Source organism: Lysinibacillus sp. PWR01, from assembly GCF_043359455.1.
Taxonomy (GTDB): domain Bacteria; phylum Bacillota; class Bacilli; order Bacillales_A; family Planococcaceae; genus Lysinibacillus; species Lysinibacillus fusiformis_F.
In genome coordinates this window covers 1-18,506 of sequence record NZ_JBHERJ010000098.1, presented here as the reverse complement: position 1 = coordinate 18,506, position 18,506 = coordinate 1, and the positions used below count along the sequence as shown (strand labels likewise).

Genomic DNA, 18,506 nt, shown 5'->3' with positions numbered 1-18,506 from the left:
ATTATTGTGAAAAAAACATTAAAACAATTAGCTGCATGGTTAAATGAGGATATGGCGGCTTTTGGTGACACGGTTGTGTCAGGAATTTCTATTGATACAAGAACGATTCAACAAGGGGACCTATTTGTACCATTTCGTGGTGAGCATACAAATGGGCACAAGTTTGTGATTCAAGCATTTGAGAAAGGTGCTGGTGCTTCTCTTTGGCAAAAAGATGAGCCCAATCCGCCAGAAGGTTACCCTTTATTATTTGTGGATGATCCAGAATTAGCTTTGCAAGAAATGGCTAGAGCCTATCGTAATGAACATAAAGCAAAATTTATTGGCATTACAGGTTCAAATGGTAAGACATCAACAAAGGATATTTTAGCTGGGACACTTGCTCCATTCTTTAAGGTACAAAAAACGATTGGGAACTTTAATAATCAATTAGGCCTGCCGATTACAATCTTACAGCTTGATGAAGATACGGATGTGGCCGTCCTTGAGATGGGTATGAGTGGATTCGGTGAAATTGAATTTTTAACTAAGCTTGCTCGTCCTCATATGACAGTTATCACAAATATTGGTGAGGCCCATATGCAGGATTTAGGGTCACGTGCAGGTATAGCAAAAGCGAAGTTTGAAATTATTCAAGGAATGCAACCAGATGGTCTATTATTCTATGATGGCGATGAACCTCTGCTTCAGGAATTAGTGGCAAAGGAACAGCACTTACAGGCAGTGCCGTTTGGATTAGAGGCAGATAATCTTTTATACGTAGAAAATATTCACGCTAATGCGGATGGTAGTCACTTCACTACACACGGTATGATAGAGGGTGACTTCTTTATTTCAGTGCTTGGCAAGCATCAAGTGAAAAATACACTTGTGGCCATGTTAATTTCTCATAAGCTAGGTTTAAACAATGAACAAATTCGTACATCCTTAGAGCATGTGGTATTAACAGATATGAGGATGCAACAAGTGCAAGGAACGAATGGTGCATTGTTTATCAACGATGCCTATAATGCAGCACCAACCTCGGTAAAAGCTGCCATTCAATTTATGGCTTCCTCTACAATTCGTCCTGAAAAATGGCTTGTGTTAGGAGACATGCTGGAGCTTGGACCAAATGAGCAAAGTTTCCACGAAGGGCTAGCAGAATATATAAATGAGCATGAAATCGATTATATCTGCTTATTTGGCCCTCGGATGGCATATCTTTATCAAGTATTAAAAGAGCGCTTTGAGGCAGAACGTTTATTGTATGCGGAAGATGATTATACGGCGATTATTGACAAGCTAAAACAAGCGAATGACGCATCTATTGTTTTACTTAAAGGCTCCCGTGGTATGAAATTAGAGACGATCTTAAAGGCATTTACGTCATAGTATCAATGAAATCGGTGGGATATACGCTCACCGATTTATTCATGTAGAGTTATCTTTGTTAAATGAGGTGAGGACGTTGTCAGTAGGTGTACTATGTATTCACGGTTTTTCAGGTGGACCTTATGAGGTAGAGCCATTCACAACATACTTGCGTGCACATACAGATTGGGTCATTGCAGAGCCGACATTGTCTGGGCATGGAGAAGAATTGCATATGAGTGGTTTTAAGGCAAAGCATTGGTTAATGGATGCAGAGTTAGCCTTCCGATCATTAGTAAAAAAAGTTGACGAGGTAATCGTTGTCGGTTTTTCAATGGGAGGAATCATAGCACTATACTTAGCTAAACGCTATAAAGTAAAAAAACTTGTATTACTGAGTGCTGCTGCAAAGTATGTGAGCCCTAAGCAGCTAGTCAATGATTTCAAAATGTTAGCTACTGAAGCATATCACCATAATTTGACTAATAACGAACTCTATTTACGATATCATCATAAGTTTAACAATGTGCCTCTTGCATCAACGGTAGAATTTATGAAGCTGGTAAGGATGGTGGCGCCGTATTATCAACATATTCAAATTCCTGTATACATCGTGCAAGGTAAGTTGGATGGGATAGTGCCCTATCACACGGCACAATTTCTTTTTGATGAATTAGCCTCAAAAGACAAAGTTTTGTATTTTTCTGATAATGGCAAGCATCATATATGTTTTGAGGAAGATTGCTCTGAATGGTTTCCACAGGTTTTAATGTTTTTGAAGAACGAATAAAGTAGTCAGATTATTACGACTCATGCGTTATCGTTGCATAGGAATTAAAGCCATGTTAGACTAGTGTAAGCAATGGATACATTTTGTGCGAAGACTCTTCATATTTGGTTGAAGAGTACTTTTTTTTGAACACAACGGTTTTATTCTAAAGTTAATAATTACGACAGAATCGAACCGCTCGGTAAAGACCGGGCTTTCCTTTTCATATAAGAGAGCTCTATATGAACTATCATGTAGAGAAAATTTTTAAGTAACGGAAACGTTCCACTACACAGGCTCGAATTTGCCGACAACTTCATCTGAAAATGTAACCATTTGTCAACTTAAAAGGAAAAAAGGAGATTGAGAAGTTTGACAAATTTTTCAGAATTAAATATTAGCGAATCTACATTACGCTCAGTAAAGCGTATGGGATTTGAAGAAGCAACACCAATCCAAGAAGGTACTATTCGTTTTGCGATTGAAGGCCGTGATGTATTAGGTCAAGCACAAACAGGTACTGGTAAAACTGCCGCTTTCGGGATTCCACTAATCGAAAAAATCGATCCAAAAAACCCAAATATTCAAGCGTTAGTCATTGCTCCAACTCGTGAGTTAGCGATTCAAGTTTCAGAAGAGCTATATAAAATTGGCTATGACAAACGCGTAAAATTATTATCAGTATACGGTGGTCAAGAAATCGGCCGTCAAATTCGTGCACTGAAAAATAGACCTCAAATCATTGTTGGTACGCCAGGTCGTATTATTGATCATATTAATCGTCGTACGTTAAAATTAGAAGATGTTCAAACATTAGTATTGGATGAAGCAGATGAAATGTTAAACATGGGCTTTATCGATGATATTAATTCAATCTTAGAAAACGTGCCTTCTGAGCGTCAAACATTACTGTTCTCAGCAACGATGCCACCAGCAATCCGTAAAATTGCAGAAACATTTATGCGTGATCCAGAAATCGTGAAAATTAAAGCAAAAGAATTAACAGTTGATAATATTGATCAATATTTTGTTAAGTCTGCTGAACGTGAAAAATTCGATGTTTTATCTCGTTTATTAAATGTTCACCAACCAGAGCTAGCTATTATTTTTGGTCGTACAAAACGTCGTGTAGATGAGCTTGCACAGGCCCTATCTATTCGTGGCTATTTAGCTGAAGGTATTCATGGTGATTTAAGCCAAGCGAAGCGTATCTCAGTATTACGCCAGTTTAAAGAAAATAAAATCGATATCCTTGTTGCGACAGATGTAGCCGCTCGTGGACTTGATATTTCTGGTGTGACACACGTTTATAACTTTGATATTCCTCAAGATCCTGAATCTTATGTTCACCGTATTGGACGTACAGGTCGTGCAGGTAAATCAGGTCTTGCCGTAACATTTGTAACACCACGTGAAATGGGTTACTTACGTATTGTAGAAGAAACTACGAAAAAACGTATGACACCTCTTCGCCCACCAACAACTGATGAAGCATTAGAAGGTCAACAACGTTTAGCTGTGGAAACACTGGAAGGTCTTATTGCTAATAACAATTTAGGTGATTACCGCACATTTGCAGCAGAATTACTAGAGAATCATGATGCAGTGGATGTTGTTGCAGCTGCTCTACGTTCATTAACGAGAGAGCCAGACGATACACCAGTAACAATCACAGAAGAACGTCCATTACCAATGCGTCGTGAACGTTCTAGTAATAACCGTGGTGGCGGTGATCGTGGCCGTGGTAACCGTAGCTTTGGCGGCGGACGTCGTGACAATGCTCGCAGTGGAGAACGTCGCAGTAGCAGTAGCCGTCGCGAAGGTGGACGCCGTGAAGGCGGACGTCGTGAAGGCGGACAAGGTCGTACTCGCTCTCCAAGACGTAACGAGGGATAATTTTTCAACCGAAATACACTTAATCTTTATAGTAAACCTTACAGTCATGGTGGCTGTAAGGTTTTTTTTCGGCTATAGTTGAAACAAAAAGGTGAATGAATCCGTATACACCTAATGAAGAAAGAGGGGGAACGACAATGAGAGCACAACCGATTCATCAAATTTCTCGTAAAGGGCTAACTGTGTGGCGTTTATATGGTGTTATACAAACTTTGGTGCTATTAATTGTAGCGGGGCTGGTAAGCTATGGTACTTATTATTTTGAATGGCCGTCATTTATTTACTTCATAGCTGGTGCAGTTGTAGTACTAAGTGCGATACTGTCTATTTTTATATTCCCGAAAATAAGATGGGAAAGATGGCGTTATGAGGTACGTGAGCATGAAATTGAAGTACAACATGGTCTATTTGTAGTGAAACGCACATTAATACCAATGGTGCGTGTTCAGCATGTTGATACGACACAAGGGCCGATATTAAAAAAATACGATTTAGGTAATATTTCTATTTCAACAGCAGCAACTGTACATACCATTCCTGCACTTGTTATGGACGAAGCAGACGTACTGCGTGCTCGTATCTCTGATTTAGCAAGGGTGGCGGAAGATGATGTCTAAGGAAATTAATCGTTTACACCCAGTGTCTGCAATTATAACGAGTGTAAAAGCATTGAAAAGTATGATATTACCAATTGCCATTATTATCATAAGTAACGGCTTTAATTTTTCTTTAAATTTTCGTAGTGAGCATTTTTTTGAGACTATTTTACTTTTCGGTGTATGGGGAGTTGCAGCACTTCTTGCACTCATTGGGGGAATCATAAAATGGCGGACATTTGTATACTGGTTTGAAGATGGGGAGTTGCGTGTAACATATGGATTATTTGTTAAAAAGAAACGTTATATCCCTTTTGAACGTATTCAAAGTTTAAATTACAATGAAGGTGTTTTTCATCGTATTTTTGGTTTAGTGAAAGTTCAGGTGGAGACGGCTGGTAGTAAGGGCGGAAAACCTGAGGTTGAGCTGACAGCCATTCGCAAAGCAGCGGCAGATGTTATTGAATTAGAAATGCGTCATGCTAAAAGTGAAGCGGTTCAACAACAAGATCAAGCACAAGTAATAGAGGAAGCCGTATCAACCCCAATGATTTACCATATGTCTATGCGTGATTTGCTGGTATTGGCAACAACATCCGGGGGAATTGGTGTCGTGCTATCAGGTCTTGTAGCTGTTGCTTCACAATTTTCCGATATTATTCCTTATGAAACGGTATTTCATGAGTTAGCTGATTTTGTGAAAATCGGAGCATTTTTAGTGGCGTTAACGGTGATGGTGGTTTTAATTGTGGCTTGGATTGTATCGGTGATCATCACACTCATTAATTATTATGACTATACAGTCCGCATTGAAGAAGACAAACTGATTATCACAAAGGGTCTATTAGAGAAAAAGCGTATTACTTTGCCGTTGAATCGAATTCAGGCAATTCGTATTGTGGAAAATCCATTGCGTCAGTTAACAGGCTTTGCTACAGTGGTCGTGGAAAGTGCTGGAGGCAACGGTGAAGATGGAAATGATAAAAAAATTACGCTATTTCCACTCATTAAGAAGCCAGATTGTATGCAAACATTAGAACAGCTTTTCCCAGATATGAATTGGCATCCTACATTTATTCGCTCACCAAAAAGGGCAAGACCATTTTTCTATCGAATTGATTTTATCTGGCTAGTTCCGATTATTGGTGCATGTAGTTATTTCTTTTACCCATACGGGCTATTGTCATTGCTGTTAATTCCATTAACGATTTTGCTTGGTATTTGGCAGCATAAAACTGCAGGCTATCAAATTGATGGGAAGCAACTAGCCATGCAGTATCGAGTTTTTAGTCGAATTACATTAATCATGGAGAAAAAACGCATTCAATCTATTGAAAGTACACAATCGTACTTTCAAAAAAGAAAGAATGTTATGTCTATAAAAGCAACCGTCATGTCAGGAGCAACTGGCACTACGGGAAGTGTATCTAGTTTAGAGCAACGAGATGCAGAAACAATCTTAACGTGGTATGAACATTCATGAACTAAAAAGCTAATCCTTTCAATTTTATGGAAGGATTAGCTTTTTTAACTATAAAAAAATAGGAATGCTGTTTATAATATAGTAAATAGAACAGAAGGGGTGGAGACATTGTTTAAATATGACATTAATGAAAGCGCTTATTTAAAGCTTCTGGATTTAAGTGATGTAGATGAGTTGTTTGCTTTAACCGACCGTTCGAGGGATACATTACGTGAATGGTTGCCCTTTGTAGATGATGTCAAAACAGTAAAGGATACTGAGCAATTCGTAAAAAATGCTATGCAACAATATGCTGATCACAATGGCATACAAGTAGGGATTTACTATGATGGAAAGCTTGCGGGTGTTATTGGTTATCACCAAATCAACTGGCAACATAAATGGACAAGTATTGGCTACTGGCTAGGGAATGAATTTGTAGGAAAGGGGCTCGTTACGAATTCCATGAAAGCATTGATTGATTTTGCCTTTCATTATTTAAAGTTAAATCGTATAGAAGTGCGTGTTGCAGTTGGAAATATTCGTAGTCGTACAATCCCAAAGGTATTGGGCTTTCATGAAGAAGGGCGTTTAAGGGATGCTGAGTGGCTATATGATCACTACGTAGATCAGGTTGTTTATGGTTTAACAGCAACTGAATGGAAAAAAATAAAGATGTCAAATGAAGCTACAGTGGTTTTATAATGGAGGTCCTTGTAAGGAAAGAGGAGCTGCTCTATAGGTGAGCAGCTCCTCTTTTTAATGTTATGGTCTACCAGCCATCTTTTGTTTGCGCCAACTTAAAATTCTTTTTGGATGTAAATAGACAAGTCCAAGGATAAATCCGGTTACTAAACCGCCTAAATGAGCAAAGACATTCACATTTGGTTGGAGAAAGGTCATAATGACACTGATGACGATGATTGGTAAAATGAGCTTACGAAGCATGGGCATTGTACGTCGCGTATAGTAAACTAATGCCCCAAATGCACCAAAAATGCCAAAAATAGCCCCACTTGCACCAAGACTCGCATAACTACTATCATAGAATATATAGGTTGCCATGTTGCCTACAATACCTGATACTAAATAAATTGTAATAAAGCGTGCTTTACCTGCGATTTTTTCTAACTCTGGTCCAAAGAGATATAAGGAAAACATATTAAAAAACATATGCAAAAAACCTGCATGTAAAAACATGGCAGAAAATACACGCCACCATTCACCACTTTGAACAAGGAAATTTGCTTGAATTCCGTAATTCCACAAGAGTGTTCCTATGCCGGGTATGAGAGACAATACATAAAGAATTAGATTTATGGCTATTAACGTTGAAACAATAGGGTAATACTTTGTATATTGGTTAAAATTTTCCGTTCTACTAAACATGGCTCCACCTCAATTTACAATTATTATACATGCCTTGTTGGAAATAGGTAAAGGAGAAGGTCACATGATTAAGGGAATTGGTCTCGATATTGTAGAAATGGATCGTATTGAAAAGGCTATGAAACGAACAGATAAATTTAAAGACCGCATTTTAACGGCAAGAGAAAGAAAAATATTTGACGGTTATTCAGAAACTCGTAAAATAGAATTTTTAGCTGGGCGATTTGCTGCTAAAGAAGCATTTTCAAAAGCTCTGGGAACTGGGCTTGGGGAACAATGTAAGCTGCATGATATGGAAGTATTAAGAGGAGAGGCTGGAAATCCTGTTTTATATTTTAAGGATGAACTTGTCAATGGATTTGTTAGTATTACGCACTCTAAGCACTATGCAGCTGCTCAAGTAATCTTATTAGAATAATACTTAACTTGTCTAAAAGGGTTGCATGTAAATTTAAATATATTGCTCTTTCTTCAAATGACATAACTGACAAATACGGTTCATATATTGTCGTAGTGGATTTGAAAGAAGAAAGGGTGAAAGCGTGGGCAACCGTATAGTTAAATGGCTCGTCTTACTTTGTACGATATTACTTCTGTCGGCATGTGGTGCAGCCTCACAGGAAAAAGTGTTGAAGAAAGTGAATGGTAAATGGGCAGAGACGAATGGTTATGAATTAAATGCAACAATGGAAATTAAATCTGGTGGGGAACCAAGAAATTATGATGTAACAGTATGGCACACAAAACCTGATTTCTATCGAGTAGAAGTAGTCGAAAGTGGGAAAGATGTTTCTCAAATGATTGTACGTAATGCTGATGGCGTTTTTGTCGTAACTCCGACATTAAACAAAATGTATAAATTCCAAAGTGATTGGCCAAAGAAAAATAGCCAAGCCTACTTAATTGGAGCACTAGCAGAAGATTTAGCAGAAGATAAAAATCTTGTCATGAAAGAAGAAGAAAAAGCATATATATTTGAAGCGGCTACTAGAAATAGCTATAAGAACAGTATGCCACATCAAGTTATAACAGTAGATAAGAAAACTTTATTGCCAACCTCAGTAGTTATTATGAATGATGTGAAAGAAGAGCAAATTAAAATCACATTTAAGAAAATTAAACTAGGTGTGCAACATGCTGCAAAAGAGTATGCAGTTGAGCAATTCACTGATAAAGATAACACGAAAGGTGAACAAGCTACACCTTCTGACAAAGAGGGGCAAGAAGAAAATGAGGACAAGGAAGCAGTTGGTGCAGAAGTTGAATATCAAGAATTCCAAACACATTATCCTGTCGTAAATTGGGCACAATTAGCTAATGAAAAAGTTGTGCAGGAAAGTGGAATGGAACGTGTTATCTTAACATTCGATGGTGAAAAGGCATTTACCGTTATGCAGCAACCAGTAATGAAGGAAAACTCAATGTTACCTGTATCGTCACCTGGAGATCCAGTTGATTTAGGCTTTACGATTGGTGCTATTACAGATACATCAATTAGTTGGGAAAAAGATGGTGTTGAATTCTTTGTAGCTTCAAGTAAATTAACGCGTGAAGAAATGATTGAAGTTGCTACATCTATGACGATAAGTAGTATGAAGTAACTTTTCTGGCTACAGCTTTCTGGAATACGGAGGCTGTAGCTTATTGATAATATAAATGAACCTATAAAGTATAGGCTCAGGCAAAGGCTAAAACTTTGTGTGTACAAGCTAAATCGACATACTAAAACATACATGTATGTCCTACATAATGTTTTAATTAAAAATAAAGAGGGTATTCTTATGGAGACACAGCAGTATTTTCGACCAACCAAAGCAATAATAGACTTACAAGCAATCCAACAAAATGTTAAAAATTTAAAAGAATTTTTACGACCTCATGTTCAAATTATCGCTGTAGTAAAAGCAAATGCATATGGTCATGGAGATGTAGCCGTTGCACGGGCAGCTCTTGAAGCTGGTGCCACAGTACTTGCAGTGGCAACGCCCGATGAAGCATTACATATTCGAGCACATTTTGAAGAACCAGACATATTAATATTAGGTGCATCTCCAGTTTCGTTTGCTCCTTATGCAGCGCAGCAACGTATTATACTTACGGCGTTTGCCGGTGATTGGATTCAGCAAGCTGCTTCTCTTTTAGTGGATGAAGTACTTCCATTACGACTTCATATAAAAATAGATAGCGGAATGGGTAGAATAGGTATTCGCTCAGAGCAAGAATTATTAGAACTGTACCAAACAATACAGTCTGCAAAAAATGTTGAGTTGGATGGAATATTTACACACTTTGCTACAGCTGATGAAGAGGATACGATGCATTTTGATCAACAAGTTCAATTTTTTGAGAAATGTTTATCCGTAATACCTAATAAGCCGAGACTTGTTCATGCATCCAATACAGCAGCCTCATTAGTAAAAGATCCACATTTACAATATGATGCTGTTAGATTTGGGATTTCTATGTATGGATTAGCACCTTCTCCATATGTGGAAAGCATCTTACCTTTTCCATTATTACCAGCGTTCTCGCTAGAAAGTGAACTTGTTCATGTGAAGCAAATAAAATCAGGTGATTCAGTTGGCTATGGAGCTACGTATGTTGCTCCCACAGATATGTGGATAGGAACGATTCCGATTGGCTATGCGGATGGTGTAATTCGCAAATTAGGTGGACAAGAGGTTTTAATTGATGGACAAAGAATGCCGATTGTTGGACGAATTTGTATGGACCAATGTATGGTTGCCCTACCAAAAGCATATGATATAGGTGTGAAGGTAACACTCATTGGTCAACAAGAAAAGAATAGGATTCCCATCAATGAGTGGGCAACAAAGCTCGAAACAATTAATTATGAAATACCATGCATTATCACAACAAGAGTTCCTAGAATATATCTTTAGTTGTCTTTCATTAGAATTAGTCAAATTTCAATGTAATGTCATGAGCAATGTTCCAAGTTAAATTTGGTAAATAAATTAGCACTGGAGAACTTATTTCTTTTCCAAAACGTTGTAAAGGCTCATATTTAGAAACGCATTGCAATAATAAATATTCAGCATATACCTTCGACAACCAACATATTTTTACAATTTGTACTTCAAATTGTCAGATATATTGTCATTTCATGTCTTTTCAACAATATCTTTCAATGATAGAATGGGAAGTAATGAAAAGTGTATGGTTCCGTTGGAGGTGCTTGCTGTGTACGAGAAAAAGTTAAGAGAAGCTACAATTGCTGTTCAAGACAGACTATTTCTACAAACAAAGGAAGTAATTGAAGGTGAATCTTTTGTGCGTATTTTGGCGCGCAAAAATTTAATGCAGGAGCAACCAAATCAAATACGGGAAGCTATGATTAAAGGATATGTTGAAATGTCTCATATTAATTTAATGATTGCGAGCGAATGCTTGCATGCAGAGTATGAAGCACAACATATGGTGGAGCGTCTCGTTAGCGGGGGATGACACTTTGAATGTAAAACGTGGTGACGTTTTTTTTGCAGACTTATCACCGGTAATAGGTTCTGAACAAGGAGGCACTAGGCCGGTGCTGATTATTCAAAATGATATTGGCAATCGATTTAGTCCGACTGTCATCATCGCAGCTATCACTGCACAGATTCAAAAGGCAAAGCTACCGACACACGTTGAAATCAATGCTGAAAAGTATGGTTTTGAACGTGATTCGGTTATTTTGCTAGAACAAGTGCGGACAATAGATAAGTCAAGATTGACAGATCGTATTACGCAACTTGATCATGCTGTGATGGAAAAAGTTGATGGTGCGCTGATGATTAGTTTAGGTCTGGTAAAATTTTGATATACATATATGTATAGAAGCATCGAGATATTATAATCTCGATGCTTTTTTTGTCTTATGTCCTTGAAACGTCTTTACCATAATTTGAATTTACTATATATCTTGTGCAATAAATTATTTTCGCAATGAAGGCTGAACTGTCAGAGGTAATTATGCCAAGGCTAATTGATAAAAGTTACAAAAAGCTTTAAGATATACTCAAGATTTTTATTAAAAATAGATTTTTGAAAAAATTCTTAAAAGGTATATGAATATTTACATAGAATATTCCATTAATAGAGGCGAATAATTTATTTTTAATTATGACAAGCAGGTCGAACAAAAGTGTAAGAGTATAACTCCAAAGGAAATGGAGGGACAGCAGTGACACATAAGTCTTCGGTTGAAATTATTACAGAATGGGATATTGTTGCAGCTAGACAACTGGGGCGCAATGAAGCAAAAGCACTTGGATTTGGCACTGTTGATCAAGCCCGCATCACCACGGCAATTAGTGAATTAGCACGAAATATATATTTATATGCAAGTATAGGAGTCATTGAAATTGAAAGGATTGAGACAGATTCCGAAAAGAAAATAGTTGTTGTTGCAACAGATCAAGGGCCTGGTATTAAAGATGTTCGTAAAGTAATGGAGGATGGTTATTCCACCTCTGGGGGGCTAGGGGCTGGTTTGCCAGGTGTTAAACGATTGATGGACAGTTTAGATATTCAATCTGTAAGTGGAGTGGGTACAACAATAAGAGCGGAAAAATGGTTGCGTTAGGACGTGAAGAAACTGAAACAATTAGAAGCTCAGTATAAAAAAATATTAGCCGATTACATGGTCAACCAAACTGAAAGAAATTTATATATCGCTCAAAATTTCACACGTCAGTTAATTCAAAAAAATATCTCTCCTGAGGATGTTGTTAGCATTCATAAAAATGCTGTTGAACAAATATTCCCTCATCAAATGAATGAATCACAGCCTGCCTATGATTTTCTGATTGAAGTAATGGTGCATTATGGGATGGCACATAGAGAGCATCAAAGTTTACTTCAAAAGCAAGCTGAATATGAGATGGAAATGAAAATAGCGACAAACATTCAAAAAACTTTGTTGAAAACTTATGTGCCGGATATGCAACATATTGATATAGGTATGATTTCAGTTCCTATTCGAAAAATGAACGGCGATTATGTACATTTTTTTCATGATGGAGAAGAATATTTAAGTGTGGCTGTGACTGATGTTGTCGGAAAAGGAGTTCCTGCTGCTCTATGTATGTCGATGGTGAAATATGGACTGGAAACATTGGTATATGCATATAAAGATCCTTCATATGTTTTAGAAGTCATCAATAGGGTAATAGAAAAAGGTGTAGATGACAGTATGTTTGTTTCGATGTTTTATGGATGCTTAGATGTAGAGCAAAACATCTTTTCATATGCCTCGGCTGGCCATGAACCAGCTTTACATTATAGTGCAAAGGCTGATCAATTCTTTACCTTAGAGGCTAAAGGTTTACTACTGGGTGTATTGCCTGAAACAAAATATACCTTTCATGAAATTGTTTTAGAAGAAAATGATTTAATTATTATGATGACCGATGGTGTGACAGAATTTAGAGTGCAGGATGACTTAAATTCGCGAGAGGTAATCACAACTTTAATAAAAGAAAATAGACATTTAACCGCCCAACAATTGTGCCAGCTTCTTTATAAGGAAATAGAGAGAGTGCAAAATTTTAAACTATCTGATGATTTTACTGTAGTTATTTTAAAAAAATAGGTTTAACTTTTAATTGAACAGGGTAGAGAAAATAGTCTAACAAATATGGTGGAGGTGTGCTATATGGACGTAACGATACATTTTAAAGAAATTGATCATAAATTATTTGGCTTTGTTGAGGGTGAAATCGATACTTTCACTGCTTCAGGATTACGAGAGGAATTAGAAGCGGTAAAGATTACAGAAGGATTAGAAATTGAACTGGATTTATCAAAGGTAAATTACATGGATAGTACAGGTCTTGGGATTTTTGTCGCCTTCTATAAAAGAGCATTACGTGAAAATGGTAAAGTAAAGCTTGTTGGTTTGTCGAATAGGTTACAAAGATTATTTGAAATTACTGGTCTTAGTGATTTGATGGATATCGAAACTGATAAAAAGGTGGAATTAAGATAATGAAGGAATTTGACTATATTGAAATTAGAGTTCCTGCTAAACCGCAATTTGTCAGTGTCATTCGATTAACTGTCTCGGGCTTAGCGAGTAGGATTGGCTTTAATTATGATGATATTGAAGATTTAAAAATTGCAGCAAGTGAGGCTGTAACAAATGTTGTTCACCATGCTTATAAAGACGAAGAAGAAGGTGAAATTGTCATCGGGTGTGCGCTGTATGACAATAAAATGGAAATGATGATTGCAGATTACGGCAATAGTTTTAATTTTGAAGAGATTAAGTCTAAGATTGGGCCGTATCATCCTGAAGAAAGTATTGCAGGGCTAAGAGAAGGTGGTTTGGGACTTTATTTAATGGAAACTTTGATGGATGAGGTGATGATTAATAACGATGGTGGCGTAACTGTCTTCATGACAAAGTATGTCACTAGGGAGCAGGTGGAGAAAAATGTCGAAAGAATCACTACATAAATCTTCATCCAAAGAAGATGTACTAAAGTGGATTGAATTGTACCAGTCAACGGAGGATGATGAAGCACAAACCAATTTAGTGATTCATTATCGATATCTAGTTGAATCTATAGCTCGTAAATATTCGAATGGTAAATCTTATTATGATGATATTGTTCAAGTAGGGATGCTGGGATTGTTAGGTGCAATAAGACGTTTTGATCCGAATGTTGGTCGTAGTTTTGAAGCATTTGCCGTGCCAACAATTGTTGGGGAAATCAAACGTTTTTTACGTGATAAAACATGGGATGTTCATGTGCCTAGACGAATAAAGGAACTTGGGCCGAGAATTAAATCAACGGTGGAGGCGCTGACAATTGAATTGCAGCGTTCTCCATCCATTAAAGATATTGCTGAACGATTAGAAGTAGCAGAGGAAGAGGTACTAGAAGCTATGGAAATGAGCCGTAGTTATCAAGCGCTTTCTATGGACCATTCGATAGAGTCAGACTCAGATGGTAGTACAGTCACGTTATTCGATATTTTGGGCAGAGAAGACGATGGCTATGAAATAACCAATAAACGAATGATTGTTTCAGATGCATTGGTCGTGTTGAATGAGAGGGAAAAACAAATTATTCAGCTTACATATCTAGAGCAACTTAGTCAAAAAGAAGCTGGAGAACGATTAGGGATTTCTCAAATGCATGTATCTAGGATACAAAGGAAAGCAATAAAGAAATTACAAGAGGCTATTCTAGCAAGTGGCAGTGTTTCGCTCTAAACTTTCGTGGGTGTTTACCTTTAAAATGAATGAACATAGTCTACTCATATTCGTCTGAGTAGACTATTTTTTTGCATTTTTAGTAAAGTGTAATGGTAAAATGAAAAGAAAAAGGTAGTGATGATGTGGAGCAAAAGCAAATGTTACAGCTCATTGCAAAAGACGTAGCAGTCAAACCAGGGCAAGTAGATGCTGTTATCAAATTATTAGAAGAGGGAAATACGGTACCATTTATTGCGCGCTATCGAAAAGAGGTTACAGGATCACTCGATGAGGTACAAATTAAAGCTGTAGAAGATCGTTATCACTACATACAGCAACTTGAACAACGAAAAGAAGAAGTTATACGGTTAATCCAAGAGCAAGAAAAGCTTACACCAGAATTAGAGCAGGCTATTCTTTCTGCAACAATCTTGCAACGTGTTGAGGATTTATATAGACCTTATAAGCAAAAACGACGTACAAAGGCGACGATTGCAAAAGAGAAAGGATTAGAACCTCTTGCAGATCTTCTATTAGCATTTAGTAAAGATTCATTAGAGCAATTAGCAATTGGTTTTGTGGACAATGAACAGGTTGCTAATACGGAAGAAGCGCTAATGGGAGCTCGAGATATTTTAGCAGAACGTTTTGCTGACGATGCCTCTATCCGTGAAAAAATTCGTGCTTATTCATGGAAGGATGGCATCCTTGTAACGTCTGTGAAAAATACAGAAATCGATGAAAAAAATGTTTTTGAAATGTATTACGAATATGAAGAGCCTGTTAGTCGCATTGTGCCGCATCGTATTTTAGCGATAAATCGAGGGGAAAAAGAAGAAATTTTAAAGGTGTCGATTCATGTTCCAGTGGACCGAGTATTAATGATTATGTGGAAAGAATGGATACCTGCAACTGGTTCATCCCCTGCTATTGCAGAAGTTAAACTAGCAATCGAGGATTCATACAAGCGTTTGATTCAGCCTTCAATTGAAAGGGAATTACGAAACGAGCTTACAGAAAAAGCGGAGACACAGGCTATTCATATTTTCTCTGAAAATTTACGTAACCTATTACTACAGCCACCTATGAAAGGTAAATATGTATTGGGGGTTGACCCAGCTTACCGTACAGGTTGTAAGCTAGCGGTTGTAGATGAAACGGGAAAAATGCTTGAGGTTACAGCTATTTACCCACATCCACCTAAACCAGATGTGGCAAAATCGAAAGCTACTGTGAAAGGAATTTTGGCAAAGTATCCAATAAGTATAATTGCTATTGGGAATGGTACAGCATCCCGTGAAACAGAACAATTTATCGCGGATGTATTAAACGAGCTTACTACTGACACAGCTTACGTGATTGTCAACGAAGCGGGGGCGTCTGTTTATTCAGCGTCTGATATTGCACGTGCAGAATTTCCTGATTTACAGGTTGAGCAACGTAGTGCTATCTCCATTGCACGTCGCTTACAGGATCCTTTATCAGAGTTAGTGAAAATTGAACCAAAAGCGGTGGGAGTAGGTCAATATCAGCATGATGTTTCTCAAAAAAAGTTAAATGAATCGCTAACTTTTATAGTAGAAACGGCTGTTAACCAAGTTGGTGTTGATGTAAACACTGCTTCTTCATCACTCTTACAATACGTTTCTGGTCTATCAAAAACTGTTGCAGAGAATATCGTGAAGATGCGAGAGGAAAATGGTCAATTTACTACGCGTGTGCAATTAAAGAAGATTCCAAGGTTAGGTGCTAAAACGTATGAACAAGCTATTGGTTTCTTGCGTGTCCCTGAAGCAAAAAATTCGTTTGATGCTACAGGTATTCATCCTGAGAGCTATAACCTTGCTGAGCAAATATTAGCAGAGGCACAGATAGATAAGAAAGAGTTAGGGACTCAGAATGCAGAGGAAGCTATTGCAGCCCTAAATATCCAAAAGTTAAGTGATGTGCTTGGGGTAGGAGTTGTGACAATTCAAGATATCGTGGATACTTTAATGAAACCAAGTCGTGACCCACGTGATGCTTTCCCACAACCATTGCTTAAAACGGATGTATTAAAAATGGAAGATTTAAAAGTAGGTATGGAATTGCAGGGCACAGTAAGAAATGTAGTCGATTTCGGTGCATTTGTTGATATTGGCGTGAAGCAAGATGGACTTGTGCATATTTCTAAACTACAAAATAAACGTATTAAACATCCATTAGAAGTTGTGGCGCTTGGGGATATTGTAACCGTCTGGGTAGAGCAAATAGATGTAACGAAAGGACGTATCTCTTTAACGATGCTTCCACCTAAAAATCAAACATTAGATTGAGTAATAAATTTTTACCACACTGTCTATACTACGCAGTGTGGTATTCTTGTTGTTAGAGGTGATTACTTTGGACAATCTAGAATTACAAGAGCTTGTTCGTCGCTTATCTTTGGAAAGCTTTCAGAAACCTTTTCTGCATCAAGCCTACTTTAATGCAAGATTACGCTCAACAGGAGGACGATATCTTTTACAATCTCATAATATTGAGGTTAATCCTAAAGCCTATGAATTATACGGTTTGGAAGAGATTCATGGTATTGTTCTCCACGAATTATGCCATTATCATCTACATATTGAAGGTAAAGGGTATCAGCATCGAGATAAAGATTTTCGAGAATTGTTAAGGAAAGTAGATGCCCCCCGATTTTGCTCAGTTTTACAATCCCCTAAAACTACAGTTGAAAAACACCGACGACGCTATACATATACGTGTGTCAATTGCCACCAATTATATGTACGGAAAATTAAAATGAATGTTGAAAAGTATTGCTGTAGTAAGTGTTTGGGGAAATTAAAATTAGTGGAATAAAAAAACTTTAAAAAATAGTTGACGTTTTATTGAGTTGTCCCTATAATAGTAAAAGTCGACAAGATAACGGCGACAACATAACATAAATTATTCCGAAGTAGCTCAGTTGGTAGTAGCACCTGACTGTTAATCAGGTTGTCGCAGGTTCGAGTCCTGCCTTCGGAGCCATGGCCCCTTGGTCAAGTGGTTAAGACACCGCCCTTTCACGGCGGTAACACGGGTTCGAATCCCGTAGGGGTCATTTTTTCATAATTTAATGTAAATAACATTTTGGTCCCGTGGTGTAGCGGTTAACATGCCTGCCTGTCACGCAGGAGATCGCCGGTTCGATCCCGGTCGGGACCGCCACTTATTGGGGTATAGCCAAGCGGTAAGGCAACGGATTTTGATTCCGTCATGCCTAGGTTCGAATCCTAGTACCCCAGCCATTCATTTCTTAATCCGAGCCATTAGCTCAGTTGGTAGAGCATCTGACTTTTAATCAGAGGGTCGAAGGTTCGAGTCCTTCATGGCTCATCTCTTTAAGAAAAAGAGTTGACTTTTCGAATTATCATAGTATAATGAGAAAGTTACTAATCGAATGCGGTCGTGGCGGAACGGCAGACGCGCTAGGTTGAGGGCCTAGTGGGGGCAACCCCGTGGAGGTTCAAGTCCTCTCGGCCGCACCAAGTCAATTAATTTCATAAGCGCCCGTAGCTCAATTGGATAGAGCGTCTGACTACGGATCAGAAGGTTGTGGGTTCGACTCCTGCCGGGCGCGCCATTTTTAAAAAAATATATGCGGGTGTAGTTTAATGGTAAAACCTCAGCCTTCCAAGCTGATGTCGTGAGTTCGATTCTCATCACCCGCTCCAAAAAAAGTGTTGACAACCGATTGGTTGGTATGATAGACTAAAGTAGTTGTCTGAACGGACAACGGCATGAACCTTGAAAACTGAACAAGCAAAACGTAATCAATAAAGTTTTAAGTAACTAGCTTCGGCGAGTGAA

19 protein-coding genes and 8 tRNA genes are annotated in these 18,506 nt (G+C 37.9%); 26 read left to right on the top strand and 1 reads right to left on the bottom strand.

What is annotated here, in order from left to right; genetic code table 11:
* Positions 1–6: 6 nt before the first annotated feature.
* From ACEVFT_RS23520 to ACEVFT_RS23495, 6 genes are all read left to right on the top strand, one after another.
* A complete protein-coding gene (locus ACEVFT_RS23520) occupies positions 7–1,374 on the top strand; it encodes a UDP-N-acetylmuramoyl-tripeptide--D-alanyl-D-alanine ligase (RefSeq protein ID WP_393951493.1) in 1,368 nt (455 codons plus the stop codon).
* A 76-nt stretch (positions 1,375–1,450) separates the two neighbouring features.
* The gene (locus ACEVFT_RS23515) at positions 1,451–2,143 is read left to right on the top strand and encodes an alpha/beta hydrolase (protein WP_342441803.1); all 693 of its coding nucleotides are present in this window, start codon (positions 1,451–1,453) and stop codon (positions 2,141–2,143) included.
* A 351-nt stretch (positions 2,144–2,494) separates the two neighbouring features.
* Positions 2,495–4,018: a degradosome RNA helicase CshA gene (cshA, locus tag ACEVFT_RS23510; RefSeq protein ID WP_205445897.1), complete on the top strand. Its 1,524-nt coding sequence runs from the start codon at positions 2,495–2,497 to the stop codon at positions 4,016–4,018.
* Between the two features lie 137 nt (positions 4,019–4,155).
* The gene (locus tag ACEVFT_RS23505) at positions 4,156–4,635 is read left to right on the top strand and encodes a PH domain-containing protein (RefSeq protein ID WP_342441802.1); all 480 of its coding nucleotides are present in this window, start codon (positions 4,156–4,158) and stop codon (positions 4,633–4,635) included.
* Complete coding sequence (locus ACEVFT_RS23500; RefSeq protein WP_393951492.1) at positions 4,628–6,097, top strand: PH domain-containing protein; 1,470 nt, start codon at positions 4,628–4,630, stop codon at positions 6,095–6,097. Before ACEVFT_RS23505 ends, ACEVFT_RS23500 begins: the two co-directional genes overlap by 8 nt.
* A gap of 108 nt (positions 6,098–6,205) precedes the next feature.
* The gene (locus ACEVFT_RS23495) at positions 6,206–6,781 is read left to right on the top strand and encodes a GNAT family N-acetyltransferase (protein WP_393951491.1); all 576 of its coding nucleotides are present in this window, start codon (positions 6,206–6,208) and stop codon (positions 6,779–6,781) included.
* 60 nt (positions 6,782–6,841) lie between these two features.
* Here ACEVFT_RS23495 and ACEVFT_RS23490 read toward each other — a convergent pair whose 3' ends face one another.
* A complete protein-coding gene (locus ACEVFT_RS23490) occupies positions 6,842–7,465 on the bottom strand; it encodes a rhomboid family intramembrane serine protease (RefSeq protein ID WP_393951490.1) in 624 nt (207 codons plus the stop codon).
* 64 nt (positions 7,466–7,529) lie between these two features.
* On the opposite strand from ACEVFT_RS23490, the gene acpS reads away from it, so the two are divergent.
* The 20 genes from acpS (at position 7,530) to ACEVFT_RS23390 (ending at position 18,370) form a co-directional block, all read left to right on the top strand.
* Entirely contained in the window at positions 7,530–7,883 is a 354-nt protein-coding gene (gene acpS, locus ACEVFT_RS23485) for a holo-ACP synthase (protein WP_205445893.1), read from the top strand.
* A 124-nt stretch (positions 7,884–8,007) separates the two neighbouring features.
* Complete coding sequence (locus ACEVFT_RS23480) at positions 8,008–9,066, top strand: LolA family protein (protein ID WP_205445892.1); 1,059 nt, start codon at positions 8,008–8,010, stop codon at positions 9,064–9,066.
* A 180-nt stretch (positions 9,067–9,246) separates the two neighbouring features.
* A complete protein-coding gene (gene alr / locus ACEVFT_RS23475) occupies positions 9,247–10,368 on the top strand; it encodes an alanine racemase (RefSeq protein ID WP_393951489.1) in 1,122 nt (373 codons plus the stop codon).
* A 277-nt stretch (positions 10,369–10,645) separates the two neighbouring features.
* A complete protein-coding gene (locus ACEVFT_RS23470) occupies positions 10,646–10,933 on the top strand; it encodes a hypothetical protein (protein ID WP_175400769.1) in 288 nt (95 codons plus the stop codon).
* A gap of 4 nt (positions 10,934–10,937) precedes the next feature.
* Entirely contained in the window at positions 10,938–11,288 is a 351-nt protein-coding gene (locus ACEVFT_RS23465) for a type II toxin-antitoxin system PemK/MazF family toxin (protein WP_004232054.1), read from the top strand.
* A gap of 363 nt (positions 11,289–11,651) precedes the next feature.
* The gene (locus tag ACEVFT_RS23460) at positions 11,652–12,053 is read left to right on the top strand and encodes an anti-sigma regulatory factor (protein WP_205445890.1); all 402 of its coding nucleotides are present in this window, start codon (positions 11,652–11,654) and stop codon (positions 12,051–12,053) included.
* A 57-nt stretch (positions 12,054–12,110) separates the two neighbouring features.
* Complete coding sequence (locus ACEVFT_RS23455; RefSeq protein WP_243456405.1) at positions 12,111–13,061, top strand: PP2C family protein-serine/threonine phosphatase; 951 nt, start codon at positions 12,111–12,113, stop codon at positions 13,059–13,061.
* Between the two features lie 63 nt (positions 13,062–13,124).
* The gene (locus ACEVFT_RS23450) at positions 13,125–13,457 is read left to right on the top strand and encodes an STAS domain-containing protein (protein WP_004232057.1); all 333 of its coding nucleotides are present in this window, start codon (positions 13,125–13,127) and stop codon (positions 13,455–13,457) included.
* Positions 13,457–13,927 (top strand): anti-sigma B factor RsbW, encoded by a 471-nt coding sequence (gene rsbW, locus ACEVFT_RS23445; protein ID WP_016993413.1) that lies wholly within the window; start codon positions 13,457–13,459, stop codon positions 13,925–13,927. The genes ACEVFT_RS23450 and rsbW overlap by 1 nt, the downstream gene beginning before the upstream one ends.
* Positions 13,905–14,690 (top strand): RNA polymerase sigma factor SigB, encoded by a 786-nt coding sequence (gene sigB / locus ACEVFT_RS23440; protein WP_205445888.1) that lies wholly within the window; start codon positions 13,905–13,907, stop codon positions 14,688–14,690. Before rsbW ends, sigB begins: the two co-directional genes overlap by 23 nt.
* Before the next feature lie 125 nt (positions 14,691–14,815).
* Positions 14,816–16,987 carry a Tex family protein gene (locus ACEVFT_RS23435; RefSeq protein ID WP_393951488.1) on the top strand — a complete coding sequence of 724 codons (2,172 nt, stop codon included), beginning with the start codon at positions 14,816–14,818 and terminating at the stop codon, positions 16,985–16,987.
* A 67-nt stretch (positions 16,988–17,054) separates the two neighbouring features.
* Positions 17,055–17,516 (top strand): SprT family protein, encoded by a 462-nt coding sequence (locus tag ACEVFT_RS23430; protein WP_205445887.1) that lies wholly within the window; start codon positions 17,055–17,057, stop codon positions 17,514–17,516.
* Between the two features lie 91 nt (positions 17,517–17,607).
* Positions 17,608–17,684 (top strand) — tRNA-Asn (locus tag ACEVFT_RS23425).
* Between the two features lies 1 nt (position 17,685).
* Positions 17,686–17,757 (top strand) — tRNA-Glu (locus tag ACEVFT_RS23420).
* A gap of 31 nt (positions 17,758–17,788) precedes the next feature.
* Positions 17,789–17,864: transfer RNA gene (locus tag ACEVFT_RS23415), tRNA-Asp, on the top strand.
* A 5-nt stretch (positions 17,865–17,869) separates the two neighbouring features.
* Positions 17,870–17,944 (top strand) — tRNA-Gln (locus ACEVFT_RS23410).
* 15 nt (positions 17,945–17,959) lie between these two features.
* Positions 17,960–18,032: transfer RNA gene (locus ACEVFT_RS23405), tRNA-Lys, on the top strand.
* Between the two features lie 66 nt (positions 18,033–18,098).
* A tRNA-Leu gene (locus tag ACEVFT_RS23400) sits at positions 18,099–18,184 on the top strand.
* Positions 18,185–18,202: 18 nt separating this feature from the next.
* Positions 18,203–18,279: transfer RNA gene (locus ACEVFT_RS23395), tRNA-Arg, on the top strand.
* A 17-nt stretch (positions 18,280–18,296) separates the two neighbouring features.
* Positions 18,297–18,370 (top strand) — tRNA-Gly (locus ACEVFT_RS23390).
* Positions 18,371–18,506 lie beyond the last annotated feature (136 nt).